At 67.3% G+C, this 13,129-nt stretch carries 10 protein-coding genes; all 10 read left to right on the forward strand.

The genetic code is table 11. The features are described 5' to 3' along the window. Positions 1-38 precede the first annotated feature (38 nt). A complete protein-coding gene (gene fusA / locus PV396_RS20785; RefSeq protein WP_319206630.1) occupies positions 39-2,168 on the forward strand; it encodes an elongation factor G in 2,130 nt (709 codons plus the stop codon). Positions 2,169-2,311: 143 nt separating this feature from the next. Continuing rightward, positions 2,312-3,505 (forward strand): elongation factor Tu, encoded by a 1,194-nt coding sequence (tuf, locus tag PV396_RS20790; protein ID WP_235475526.1) that lies wholly within the window; start codon positions 2,312-2,314, stop codon positions 3,503-3,505. A gap of 193 nt (positions 3,506-3,698) precedes the next feature. Then, positions 3,699-6,803, forward strand: a complete 3,105-nt coding sequence (locus PV396_RS20795; protein WP_319206633.1) for a glycosyl hydrolase 115 family protein — start codon at positions 3,699-3,701, stop codon at positions 6,801-6,803. 66 nt (positions 6,804-6,869) lie between these two features. Beyond that, a complete protein-coding gene (locus PV396_RS20800) occupies positions 6,870-7,922 on the forward strand; it encodes an endo-1,4-beta-xylanase (RefSeq protein WP_319206634.1) in 1,053 nt (350 codons plus the stop codon). Positions 7,923-8,068: 146 nt separating this feature from the next. Continuing rightward, positions 8,069-9,394: an AAA family ATPase gene (locus PV396_RS20805; protein WP_319206636.1), complete on the forward strand. Its 1,326-nt coding sequence runs from the start codon at positions 8,069-8,071 to the stop codon at positions 9,392-9,394. 4 nt (positions 9,395-9,398) lie between these two features. Further along, positions 9,399-9,914 (forward strand): hypothetical protein, encoded by a 516-nt coding sequence (locus tag PV396_RS20810; protein WP_319206637.1) that lies wholly within the window; start codon positions 9,399-9,401, stop codon positions 9,912-9,914. 168 nt (positions 9,915-10,082) lie between these two features. Next, positions 10,083-10,391: a hypothetical protein gene (locus PV396_RS20815; protein ID WP_319206638.1), complete on the forward strand. Its 309-nt coding sequence runs from the start codon at positions 10,083-10,085 to the stop codon at positions 10,389-10,391. A 1-nt stretch (position 10,392) separates the two neighbouring features. Next, on the forward strand, positions 10,393-11,583 hold the full coding sequence (locus PV396_RS20820) for an enoyl-CoA hydratase/isomerase family protein (protein ID WP_319206639.1): 1,191 nt from the start codon (positions 10,393-10,395) through the stop codon (positions 11,581-11,583). A gap of 10 nt (positions 11,584-11,593) precedes the next feature. Next, positions 11,594-12,253, forward strand: a complete 660-nt coding sequence (locus PV396_RS20825; protein ID WP_319206641.1) for a hypothetical protein — start codon at positions 11,594-11,596, stop codon at positions 12,251-12,253. Further along, entirely contained in the window at positions 12,253-13,122 is an 870-nt protein-coding gene (locus PV396_RS20830) for a hypothetical protein (RefSeq protein WP_319206643.1), read from the forward strand. The genes PV396_RS20825 and PV396_RS20830 overlap by 1 nt, the downstream gene beginning before the upstream one ends. The last annotated feature ends 7 nt before the right edge of the window (positions 13,123-13,129 follow it).

Genomic DNA, 13,129 nt, shown 5'->3' on the forward strand with positions numbered 1-13,129 from the left:
CGCTACCCCCATCGAGACCGAGAGAAGACCGAAGCCTTATGGCTACCACTTCACTTGACCTGGCCAGGGTCCGCAACATCGGGATCATGGCCCACATCGACGCGGGCAAGACGACCACCACCGAGCGGATCCTCTTCTACACCGGCGTCAGCTACAAGATCGGTGAGGTCCACGACGGCGCCGCGACCATGGACTGGATGGAGCAGGAGCAGGAGCGTGGCATCACGATCACCTCTGCTGCGACCACCTGTCACTGGCCGCTGGAGGACGTCGACCACACGATCAACATCATCGACACCCCCGGGCACGTCGACTTCACCGTCGAGGTGGAGCGTTCGCTCCGCGTCCTCGACGGCGCCGTCACGGTGTTCGACGGTGTCGCGGGTGTCGAGCCGCAGTCCGAGACGGTGTGGCGTCAGGCCGACCGTTACGGCGTGCCGCGCATCTGCTTCGTCAACAAGCTCGACCGGACCGGCGCGGAGTTCCACCGCTGCGTGGACATGATCAAGGACCGCCTCGGCGCGGTTCCGATCATCATGCAGCTGCCGATCGGCGCCGAGATGGACTTCAAGGGCGTAGTGGACCTGGTCCGCATGAAGGCGCTCGTGTGGTCCGCCGAGGCGGCGAAGGGCGAGATGTACGACGTCGTCGACATCCCCGCCACGCACGTCGAGGCTGCCGAGGAGTACCGCGGCAAGCTGGTCGAGACCGTCGCGGAGAACGACGACGAGATCATGGAGCTGTTCCTGGAGGGCCAGGAGCCCACCGAGGAGCAGCTGTACGCCGCGATCCGTCGTGTCACCATTGCGTCCGGCAAGTCCGACGGCGTCACGGTCACCCCGGTGTTCTGTGGCACCGCGTTCAAGAACAAGGGCGTCCAGCCCCTGCTCGACGCGGTCGTGCGCTACCTGCCGACCCCGCTCGACGTCGAGGCCATCGAGGGCCACGACGTCAAGGACCCCGAGGTCGTCGTCAAGCGCAAGCCGTCCGAGGACGAGCCGCTGTCCGCGCTGGCGTTCAAGATCATGAGCGACCCGCACCTCGGCAAGCTCACCTTCGTCCGGGTTTACTCGGGCCGCCTGGAGACCGGCACCGCGGTGCTGAACTCCGTCAAGGGCAAGAAGGAGCGCATCGGCAAGATCTACCGCATGCACGCGAACAAGCGTGAGGAGATCGACGCGGTGGGCGCCGGCGACATCGTCGCCGTGATGGGTCTGAAGCAGACCACGACCGGTGAGACCCTCTGTGACGACAAGAACCCGGTGATCCTGGAGTCCATGGACTTCCCGGCGCCGGTCATCCAGGTCGCCATCGAGCCCAAGTCCAAGGGTGACCAGGAGAAGCTGGGTGTAGCCATCCAGCGTCTCGCGGAGGAGGACCCCTCCTTCCACGTTCACTCGGACGAGGAGACCGGCCAGACCATCCTCGGCGGTATGGGCGAGCTGCACCTCGAGGTGCTGGTCGACCGTATGAAGCGCGAGTTCCGCGTCGAGGCCAACGTCGGCAAGCCGCAGGTCGCCTACCGTGAGACGATCCGTAAGGTCGTCGAGCGCGTGGACTACACCCACAAGAAGCAGACCGGTGGTACCGGTCAGTTCGCCAAGGTGCAGATCGCGATCGAGCCCATCACCGAGTCCGACGGCCCGGCGTACGAGTTCGTCAACAAGGTGACCGGTGGCCGTATCCCGCGGGAGTACATCCCGTCGGTGGACGCCGGTGCGCAGGAGGCCATGCAGTTCGGCATCCTCGCGGGCTACGAGATGACGGGCGTCCGCGTCACGCTTCTCGACGGTGCCTACCACGAGGTCGACTCCTCCGAACTGGCGTTCAAGATCGCTGGCTCGCAGGCCTTCAAGGAGGCCGCCCGCAAGGCGTCCCCCGTGCTCCTCGAGCCGATGATGGCCGTCGAGGTCACCACGCCCGAGGAGTCGATGGGTGATGTCATCGGCGACCTCAACTCCCGCCGTGGCCAGATCCAGGCCATGGAGGAGCGCAGCGGCGCCCGCGTCGTGAAGGGCCTCGTGCCCCTCTCGGAGATGTTCGGCTACGTCGGTGACCTCCGCAGCAAGACCTCGGGTCGCGCAAGCTACTCGATGCAGTTCGACTCCTACGCCGAGGTTCCCCGGAACGTCGCCGAGGAGATCATCGCGAAGGCCAAGGGCGAGTAACACACCCCGTTTACACGCTTTAGGCTTGACACCGACCGCCGGGGGAAACCCGGGAGGGAAAACCCCGGCGGGCGGCATCCCAGCAAAGATCACCTGGCGCCGATGAGTAAGGCGTACCAGAACCACTCCGCAGGAGGACCCCAGTGGCGAAGGCAAAGTTCGAGCGGACTAAGCCGCACGTCAACATCGGCACCATCGGTCACATCGACCACGGTAAGACGACCCTCACGGCCGCCATTACCAAGGTGCTGCACGACAAGTACCCCGACCTGAACGAGGCCTCGGCCTTCGACCAGATCGACAAGGCTCCTGAAGAGCGTCAGCGCGGTATCACCATCTCCATCGCGCACGTCGAGTACCAGACGGAGGGTCGTCACTACGCCCACGTCGACTGCCCGGGTCACGCGGACTACATCAAGAACATGATCACCGGTGCCGCCCAGATGGACGGCGCGATCCTGGTCGTGGCCGCCACCGACGGCCCGATGCCGCAGACCAAGGAGCACGTGCTCCTGGCCCGCCAGGTCGGCGTGCCGTACATCGTCGTCGCCCTGAACAAGGCCGACATGGTGGACGACGAGGAGATCCTGGAGCTCGTCGAGCTCGAGGTCCGTGAGCTCCTCTCCGAGTACGAGTTCCCGGGCGACGACCTGCCGGTCGTCAAGGTCTCGGCGCTCAAGGCGCTCGAGGGCGACGCCGAGTGGGGTCAGTCGGTTCTCGACCTCATGGCTGCCGTCGACGAGGCGATCCCGACCCCCGAGCGTGACGTCGACAAGCCGTTCCTCATGCCCGTCGAGGACGTCTTCACGATCACCGGTCGCGGTACGGTCGTCACCGGCCGTATCGAGCGTGGTGTCCTGAAGGTCAACGAGACCGTTGACATCATCGGCATCAAGCAGGAGAAGACCACCACCACGGTCACCGGCATCGAGATGTTCCGCAAGCTGCTCGACGAGGGCCAGGCCGGTGAGAACGTCGGTCTGCTCCTCCGTGGCATCAAGCGCGAGGACGTCGAGCGCGGCCAGGTCATCATCAAGCCGGGCTCGGTCACCCCGCACACCTCGTTCGAGGCGCAGGCCTACATCCTGTCCAAGGACGAGGGCGGCCGTCACACGCCGTTCTTCAACAACTACCGCCCCCAGTTCTACTTCCGCACCACGGACGTGACCGGCGTCGTGACCCTCCCCGAGGGCACCGAGATGGTCATGCCGGGCGACAACACCGAGATGAGCGTCGAGCTCATCCAGCCCATCGCCATGGAAGAGGGCCTGAAGTTCGCCATCCGTGAGGGTGGCCGGACCGTGGGCGCCGGCCAGGTCATCAAGATCAACAAGTAATCACTTGTTGGCTTGACAGCCTGACCCCGGTAGCTCTCGCGAGCTTCCAGAGGAGGCCCGTACGACTTCGGTCGTGCGGGCCTCTTTGCTGTTACGAAACTATTCGGCGCGCACGACCCGTTCCCCCCGCTGGTCACTCCCTTCACTATTTGTCATGTCACTGACCAAATTCGGCGGAGGGGTGGGTACGTTCATGTCTGGGTCCGTCAGCCGCAGGGCTGTGCTCGGTGTCGGTGCCGGTCTCGCGGCGGTGCCGGTGCTGTCGGGGGTCGCGCGGGCCGGGGAGGGTGCGGCTCGGCGCACGGACTCCGGTGCGTACATCTCGTTCACCGGCGGTGCGTTCGCGGTCGTCGGGGCGCCGGTCGTCGTCAGCGCCGAGGACCACCCCGGAGTCGTACGGGCCGCCGGTGACCTGCGGGACGACATCGAACGCGTCACGGGTGTACGTCCGGGCGAGACCGTCGCCCGCGAGGTGATCCTCGTCGGCACGATCGGCCGCAGCCCGCTGATCGACGGTCTGATCCGCTCCGGCAAGCTCGACGTCACAGGCATCGCCGGCCGCTGGGAGACCTCGCTGCAGACGGTCGTGGAGCGCCCGATGCCCGGCGTCGACCGGGCCTTCGTCATCGCGGGCAGCGACCCGCGCGGCACGATCTTCGGCGCGTACGACGTCTCGTACGGCATCGGGGTCTCGCCCTGGTACTGGTGGGACGACGTGCCGCCGGTCCACCGGGACGCGGTGTACGTCCTGCCGGGCAGGCACACACAGGGCACCCCCGCCGTGAAGTACCGCGGGATCTTCATCAACGACGAGAACCCGGCGCTCGGGACCTGGGCCCCGCGCTTCTTCGGCCCCGGAAAGGCCCCCGGCCACCCCGGAGGCTTCAACGCGGCCTTCTTCGAGCGGGTCTTCGAGGTGCTGCTGCGCCTCAAGGCGAACTACCTCTGGCCGGCCGTCTGGGGCCGGGCGTTCGCCGAGGACGACCCGGAGAACCACGCCCGCGCGAAGGCGTACGGCATCGTCATGGGCACCTCCCACGAGGCGCCGATGATGCGGGGCATCGAGGAGTGGAACCGGCACGCGGTACCCGCCGTACGCGACAGCGCGGGGAACATCGTGACGCCGGGCCGCGACCCCTACGGGGGCACCGGGGAGTGGTCGTACCGGCGGAACGCGGCGGCCGTGCGGGCGTACTGGCGCGACGGCATCCAGCGGATGGTCGACCAGGACTTCGAGGGCGTCGTCACCCTGGGCATGCGCGGCAACGGCGACACGAGCCTGCCGGACGGCGACGGCATCGAGCTGATGCGGGAGATCATCGAGACACAGCGCGGGATCATCGCCGAGGTGACCGGGAAGCCCGTGGGGGAGACCCCGCAGGTGTGGACCCTGTACAAGGAGGTCCAGCGCTACTGGGACCGCGGGCTACGCGTCCCCGACGATGTCACCGTCGTCCTGACGGACGACAACTGGGGCAACATCCGCAAGCACCCGAACCCGGCGGAACCGGCGAGGAGCGGCGGCTACGGCCTCTACTACCACTTCGACTACGTGGGCGTCGGCCGCAACTACAAGTGGGTGGACACCACCAACCTCCACAACCTCTGGGACCAGCTCCACCAGGCCCACGCCTACGGCAACCACGGCCTGTGGGTGGCCAACGTCGGCGATCTGAAGGGCAACGAACTCCCCACCGAGTTCTTCCTCAACTACGCCTGGAACCCGACTCGTTGGGACCTGTCCGACCTGGAGGAGTGGGAACGCCGGTACGCCCGCCAGAACTTCGGCGCGGAGCACGCGGGGGCGATCGCTTCCGTCCTCGCCGAGTACGGGCAGCTCCAGGCCCGCCGCAAGCCGGAGCTGCTGAACCGCCGGATCACCCTGAACCCGGAGAAGGACCCGACGAAGGACGAGTCGGCGATCGTGTACGACGACCAGGAGACCCCGTTCGCCTTCGGGCACCGGGAGTTGGAGCGCGCGACGGAGGACTGGCGGCGGCTGGGGAAGGAGGCCGAGCGGGTACGCAGGCGCCTGCCCGCCCGGCTCCAGGACGCGTGGTACGAGCTCGTCGGGTACGCGGTGGAGGCGTCCGTCAACCTGTACGACCTGCGCGAGGCGGAGTTCAAGAACTTGCTGTACGCGGCCCAGGGCCGCGCGGCGACGAACGACCGCGCGGCGGAGGCGGAAGCCGGCCTGGAACGGGACTTCGCACTCGCCGCCCGCTTCAACCACCAGGTGGCGGACGGCAAGTGGGAGGGCTTCCAGACACAACCGCACATCGACTACGGGGACATCGAACGGTACGGGCCCAACGCGCCCTGGCAGCAGCCCGAGAAGAACAACGTGGCGCTCCCGGACGTGCTGTTCCCTGCGGTGCGGCGCGTGGAGCTGCCGCTGGGTGGTGAGTTGGGGGTTTCCGTCGACGGGTCCGAGGACTCGGGGGAGTGGTGGCCGGGGGGTTCCTCGGCTCCGGCCGTGCTCCCGGTCTTCAGCCCGTACCAGACACGCCCCGACCAGTACATCGAGGTGTTCAACCGGGGGCGTACGCCGTTCGAGTACCGGGTGGAGTCGTCGGTGCCGTGGCTGGTGGTGGACCGGTCGAGGGGGCGGGTCGAGCAGCAGGTGCGGTTGCGGGTGTCGGTGGACTGGGCCCGGGTGCCGGACGGTCGTACGGATGCCTCGCTGACGGTGTCGGGTGCGGGGGCGTCGGTGACGGTCGCTTGCGTGACCCAGAAGCCGTCGCGGAGGGAGCGTCGGGGGCTGCGGGGGTTCGTGGAGGCCGGGGGTTATGTGGCGATCGACGCCGACAACTACTCGCGTGCGAAGGGGACGTGGCGGCGACTGGAGCGTATCGGCCGTACGGGCGCGGGGATGACGCCATGGCCGGTGACGGCTTCGCGCCGGACCCCGGGCGGGGCGTCGGCACGGCTGGAGTACGACGTCAGCCTGCTGTCGGCGGGCGAGGTGACGGTGTGGGCCTACCTCTCGCCGCGCAACCCGACGCTCGCGACCGGCGGGCTGCGCTATGCGGTCTCGTTCGACGAGGCCGAGCCCCAGCAGGCCGACATCCACGCGGTGACGGGTGCGGACGACGGCCTCATGAACAAGCAGTGGGCCCGCCACACCTCCGACAACGTGAACGTGACGGCGACCAGGCACGCGGTGACGGCGCCGGGCGTCCACCGGCTGAAGTTCTGGGCGGTCGACCCGACGGTGGTGGTGCAGCGGCTGGTGATCGACACGGGCGGGCTGACACCGACGTATCTGGGACCGCTGGAGAGCCACCGCGTCCGCTGAGCCAAGAGGCAGGCAGTACACCCATATGAGAAGTAGTGAGGGGACCCGTAAATGAACGTCTTCCGCATGCCTGTTTCCGTGGCGGTGCTGGGTGCGACGCTGGCGATCACCGGCGCGGGTGCGCAGCCGGCCTCCGCGCACCCGGACCCCGTCCCGCTGAGGGCGCTGGCGGCCGGCACCGGCGTACGCATCGGCACGGCCGTGGACATGGCGGCACTGGCCGACGACACGACGTACCGGAGGACGACGGCCCGGGAGTTCAACTCGGTGACCGCCGAGAACGTCATGAAGTGGGAGTCGGTGGAGCCGGCGCGGGGGACGTACGACTGGCGGCCGGCGGACGACCTGGTCCGCTTCGCGCGGGCGCACGGGCAGGCGGTACGGGGGCACACGCTGGTGTGGCACAACCAGCTGCCGGGATGGCTGACGACGGGGGTCGCCGACGGCTCGATAGGGGCGCGGGAGCTCCGAGGAATCCTGCGGGACCACATCACCAAGGAGGTGAAGCGGTACAAGGGCCGGATCTACCAGTGGGACGTGGTGAACGAGGTCTTCGAGGAGGACGGTTCGCTGCGCGACACGATCTGGCTGCGCGAACTGGGCCCGACCTACATCGAGGACGCCTTCCGCTGGGCCCACGCGGCCGACCCGAAGGCCAAGCTGTTCCTGAACGACTACAACGTGGAGGGCGTCAACGTGAAGTCGACGGCCTACTACGACCTGGCGAAACGCCTCCGCGCGGCCGGGGTCCCGGTCCAGGGCTTCGGCATCCAGGGCCACCTGGCCATCCAGTACGGCTTCCCGGGCCAGGTCGCCGAGAACCTCGCCCGCTTCGAGAAGCTGGGCATGCAGACGGCGTTCACGGAGGTGGACGTACGGATGATCCTGCCGGTGACCGAGGAGAAACTGGCGACGCAGGCGACGTACTTCCGGGGCCTGCTGGACGCGTGCGTCCACGCGCGCCGGTGCACCTCGTTCACGGTATGGGGGTTCAGCGACAAGTACTCGTGGGTGCCGGGCGTCTTCGGCGGACAGGGCGCGGCGACACTGATGGACGAGGGGTACGGACGCAAGCCGGCGTTCGCGGCGGTGGGGGAGGGGTTGGGGGCGGGGGACTGACAAGGTGCTGAGCGCTGGGGGTCCGTACGAGTGATCGTGGGGCGCGGGCGGGTGCCGTTGGACGGGTCGCGTGGGCTGCTGCTTAGCTGGTGGGAGGACAGTGCCCGGCCTGTCCGAGTCAGCGACGCGAGTGAGAGAGGTGCCCGGTGGAGACTCCCCGACTGGAGGAGGTACGCCTGCACTCCTTCAAGAGCTTCACCAACCAGGTCCTTCCCCTGCAGAACCTCACGATCCTCATCGGGCGCAACGGCAGCGGCAAGTCCAACGCCCTGGACGCGCTGCTTGTGTTGTCCCGGCTGGCGTCGGGCGAGTCGGTTCGGGACGCGCTGGACGGGCCCCGGGGCGGGGGCGAGGAGCCGATCCGGGGCGGGGCGGAAGGGTGCGCTCCGCTGGGGGAGGACACGTTTTTCCTGGGGTGCCGGATCCGGTCGGGGGAGAAGGTCTTCGACCTCGACGTACAGATCGAGGTCGCTCCCGAGGTCCGTATCGCGAACGAACGGCTGACAGCCGTGACCGGAGTGAGTTACGCCAACCGGAAGATGGACGGTCGCACCCTTGTGACCCGTGACCACAAGTACCGAGGCGTGCGCTACTTCGCTGGGCGGACGGCACCGGTGCTGGGTGGTGCGGCCTACCCTGACAGGCTGTTGACCAGCCAGGTTCCGGTCGCGGTGCCCACGACCACAGAGGCGGGGAGGCTGGTGCACCGGGGTGCGCAGACCGTCCTCACGGCTCTGCGCGAGATGTTCCTGCTGGACCCGGTTCCGCACCTCATGAGGCAGTACGTCAATGCCCGCGACACCGAGCTGAGGCGCAACGCCGACAACCTGAGCGCGGCGGTGGCGAGCCTGCGTACGACCGACCCTCTCGCGTTCGACCGGCTCACCGAACTGGTGGCGGGCATGCCCGAGTACCCGATCCGTCGGATCAGCAGCGTCGGTACGGCGCTGGGTGACGTGCAGTTGGTACTGCGTGAGGCGGGCTACCACGGCACCGAACACGACGTACCGGCCCGGCTCCTCAGCGACGGAATGCTGCGCTTCCTGGCCTGCGGCACGGCGTTGCTGAGCGCTCCCGTAGTCGACGGCGGTGATGATCACGGCGCCGCATCGCAGCGGCACTTGGTGGTCGAGGAGATCGAGAACGGCCTGTATCCGACCCAGGCCGCGCGAGTACTGCGGCTGATGAAGGAGGAGTCGGCCCGCCGCCGTATCGACGTGCTGTTCACCACCCACAGCCCGGCCCTCCTCAACTCCCTCACCGCACAGGATCATTCGGGTGTCATCGTGTGCAGCAGGGACCCGGAGTCGGGCGAGAGCCGCCTGACCCGGCTCACGGAGCTGCCCGGATACGTCGACCTGCTCGCGGCCGGCGATCTGGGGGACGCGGTGAGCAAGGGCCGTCTGCCCGACGCCGTGCGCCCCCGGGACACGGAAGTGGTCGGTGTCGAGGACTTCCTGAGGAGCCTGTGAGCACGTGAGCGTGAGCAAGCCGCCGCGTCGACCCGGCCTCCGGCTCCCGGTCGTCGATTTCCTGGACACGTCGGTCTTCGTGGAGATCCTCGACGTGCCCTTCATGAACGATCACCGCGCCGAGGTCCTGACGGAGATGGACGCCAGGCTGAAGGCCGGCGTGCGTTTCGTTCTGCCGACGGCCACGGTGGTGGAGACCGGCAACCACGTCTTCCAGGTCAAGGAGGGGGAAGCACGTCGGCGCTGCGCGGGCGTGTTCATGGCGCTACTGCGCAGGACTGCGCTGGGCGAGGCCCCGTGGGTCCTGCACGAGCGAACCTGGGACGGCGCGTTCCTGGGCGCCCTGTGCGACGGCGGCAGTACGGGCATGAACCTCACCGAGCATGCCGCGCGCCAGCAGCTGGGCACAGGGGACCTGAGCATCGTGGCGGAGCGGGACCTGTACGCGGCCAGGGTGCGGGCGGAGGTCCGCATCTGGACGCTGGAGGCGACCATGGGGACCTGGGCGGAGCTGCCCTGAGTCCGTCAGAGGCGAGCGTCTACAAAAGTACCGACAAAAATTCACAAACTCCCTGCTCGCGGATCAGGTTCGGAGTGGCGGCCGCACCGATCCCATCGGTACCTTCGTTCTCTTGATCGCACTGATGTCTTACGGGGGAGCAACTGTGAAGCGCCGCGGATGCCGCATATGAGTGACCTGCGTCTCGACGACACCATATTCGCGGACCTGAAGAAGACCTTCTCCTCGATAAGCGACCGCATGGAGGCGACCCGGCGCAGTCTGCGCAGCGCGGATGCCTCGTGCGTCGGTGAGAGCGGGCTGGTCGAGGACGTGCAGGACTTCGCCGACGACTGGGGCTACGGCATCAAGCAGCTCGGCAAGCACACCCAGGGCGCGGTGAAGATGATCAACAAGATCGCCGAGACCTTCGACGGGCTCGACCTGGAGCTGGCCGAGTCCCTCAAGGCCGCCAAGGCCTCGAAGAAGGGCAAGTGACGTGGCGGGTCAGCGGATCGTCCCGCCGAGCATAGGTTGGGACCCCACCCCGGGAGACGTCGAGGACACCCGGGAACTCGCCAGGCGGCTCGGCAAGCTGGCGACCGAACTGGGCACGGCGCTGGGGGAGTTGGAGCGGATCGAGTGCGGCGCCTGGAAGGGCAAGACCGCGATCGCGTTCACGGAGTACATAGGCGAGGACGTCACCCCGCTCATCCGCAAGAGCCATGACTCCTTCGACAAGGCCTCGCGTGCGCTGCATCGCTGGGCGGGCGAACTCCAGGAATTCCAGGAGGAGACGGACCGCCTGGACAAGTCCGCCAAGGAGAAGCTCGACGCCAAGTCGACGGCCAAGGAGGGCACTGATGAGTACGGCAAGGCCTCCGGTGACGTCAACGGGGTCATCCAGAAGGTCCACGAACTGGAGGAGCGTTACCGGAGGGCCGCCGGTCACATCAGCAAGGAGCTGGACAAGGCCGCCGACATCGCCCCGGACGAGCCCGGCTTCTGGGACAAGCTCGGCACGGGGATCGCGGATGCGTGGGGTGCCACGGGGGACTGGCTCAAGGAGCACGCGGATCTGATCAAGGAGATCGGCGACGTACTGAGCCTGGTCAGCAGCGCCCTGGGTGTCCTTGCCATCATCACCGCCCCCTTCGAGCCGATCGGGGCGATCTTCGCCGCCGCGGCGATGATCACGAGCGGTGCCGCGCTACTGACCCATGTGGTGGCCAAGGCGGCCGGGGCGGATGTGAGCTGGGCGGACATCGGGTTCGACGCGCTGGGGATTCTGCCGGGGGTCAAGGGGCTCACGGGGACTGCCGAACTGGCCAAGGGCGCTAACGCCGGTGCACGCGCTCTCAAACTCGGCTCGGGGTTTCGCGCGGCGGAGGCAGAAAGCAAGTTGTTCGTTCTCTTCGGCCCTGCGAAGACCATCCCGGTCATCAAGCTCGAGGCCGGCGGAAGCCGTATGGCCCTCGCTGTCGAGAGCGGACTGCAGAACGTACGCAAGGGACAGTTGCTCGGAACTCAGGGCATCAACCTGGTCGCGTCCAAGCTGCCGTTCATCAAGAGCGCCGAAGACATCATCGCGCCGATGAGCAACGCGGGCCGCGCCCTGGACGCCACCATCAAGGGCGCACTCACCGGCAATAAGGCGCACACCATCGCCACCAACGACTACGGGAACTGAGCACCGCCGTATGGACAACTCCGAAGAACTTCGGATGCCGGTCGTGGAAGGCGTGACGCTGCCGCCCATGACCATCCGCCTTCCCGAGGGAATGCATGCGATCGAGGTCTCCCTCGACGAGACCGAACGGACCGAAGCCGTAAGGAAGCTGGTCCGGGACATCTACCCACGGGGCGAGGAGCCCCTGTGGGAGGCGATGAGCGCCCTGTACAGCACCACAGCACAGGAGATGTCGTCGGGCGGCGTCTCGTTCTTCGGTATCGGGCTGTACGACATCGGGGACGGCGGCGGTGTGGCGCACTGCTCGCTCACGGTGGCGGTGTTCGAGTCCGGGAAAGCGGATCCGGACGTCGTCGCCCAGGGCGTCTTCGCGACGCTTGGCCCCGATCCCCTTCGTGACGTGACCTGGTTGGACCTACCTTGCGGGCCAGCGGTGTCGGTGATCTCCTTCCGTAAGCTCGTGGTGGACGGCCAGTACACGAAGAGCGGCGATGACGAGGAACTGACGATGGGGCAGATCCAGGTACACATCCCCTTCTCGACAGGTCCTTACACCGTCGTGATCACCTTGGACACGGCCTCTGTGGAACAGTGGGACGAGTTCACGCACGCCATTGCCGGAATCGTCGGATCGCTGGAATTCCCCAGCTCAGGAGAGATGACGTACTGATGGACTGGAATCCCGCCGCCGACGAAGACCAGCTCTACCGAATTACCGTCAAATTCGCGACCGGTGTGGCTCCTGCGGTCTCCGGCAGTAGATGGTTCCGGGACCTCGAGCGCAACGACATCCAGGGTGAACTGACCGGATGGCCTGCGGGCCCCGTTTTCACTCCGCGTACGGCGGGCGATCAGACTGCGCGTCGTGTCGGACGTGGCTTCCTCTCCGCGATCCCCGTGATCGCGAACATCATCGCCAACATCGGCGGAGCCGGCGGCTCACCCTTTGGCAGTGGTCTTGGATCGGGCAAGCCGGAGGAACCGGAGAACGAGGTCGACGACTTCCCCGTGATGTGGGCCGCCCCCGGCACGCTCGCCCGTGCGGTGCCGTGGGAGCTTGATCCCGGGCGCCGCCCGGAGGGGTACGTCACTGATCTCGTGCTGACCAGTCGACGACTGCTCTTCCTGGACGAAGTCGGCGTCCTGGCGGAATTTCCGCGGGAATCCATCTCCGGGGCCCGGCAAATGGAGTACAGCAAGGTCGGCGCGGATCTGCGCCTGACGTTTGCCGATCAGTCCTGGATTCGCCTCTTCACCGGAAATCCGAAAAATGCCGAACGGCTCGTTGGGCTGCTCAGCGGAAGCGCACAGGCAGTGCCGGAGAGCGCCCTGACCGAGGCACAGCGTCAGCGGGCGGCCCGTTTCATGGCCAATTTCCGGAATACCCCGCTGCCGCCGACATACGTCAGGCTCACCAGCGGAATCGTCCTCCTGGAAGCCTGCATTCCTTCCAAGGCCGACAAGGATCTTTTCGAGGTGACCTGGACGACGATGGACGACAAGGGCGAGCCGGCGCAGCCGGAACCAGGCGACCTGTAGGGCACCC

Source organism: Streptomyces sp. ME02-8801-2C (assembly GCF_033793965.1).
Lineage (GTDB): Bacteria > Actinomycetota > Actinomycetes > Streptomycetales > Streptomycetaceae > Streptomyces.

What these genes read in the sequence shown, in the direction of transcription:
- PV396_RS20830 (WP_319206643.1), top strand. Translation starts at nt 12,253, where the DNA reads ATGGACTGGAATCCCGCCGCCGACGAAGACCAGCTCTACCGAATTACC.
- fusA (WP_319206630.1), top strand. Translation starts at nt 39, where the DNA reads ATGGCTACCACTTCACTTGACCTGGCCAGGGTCCGCAACATCGGGATC.
- PV396_RS20795 (WP_319206633.1), top strand. Translation starts at nt 3,699, where the DNA reads ATGTCTGGGTCCGTCAGCCGCAGGGCTGTGCTCGGTGTCGGTGCCGGT.
- PV396_RS20800 (WP_319206634.1), top strand. Translation starts at nt 6,870, where the DNA reads ATGCCTGTTTCCGTGGCGGTGCTGGGTGCGACGCTGGCGATCACCGGC.
- PV396_RS20815 (WP_319206638.1), top strand. Translation starts at nt 10,083, where the DNA reads ATGAGTGACCTGCGTCTCGACGACACCATATTCGCGGACCTGAAGAAG.
- PV396_RS20825 (WP_319206641.1), top strand. Translation starts at nt 11,594, where the DNA reads ATGGACAACTCCGAAGAACTTCGGATGCCGGTCGTGGAAGGCGTGACG.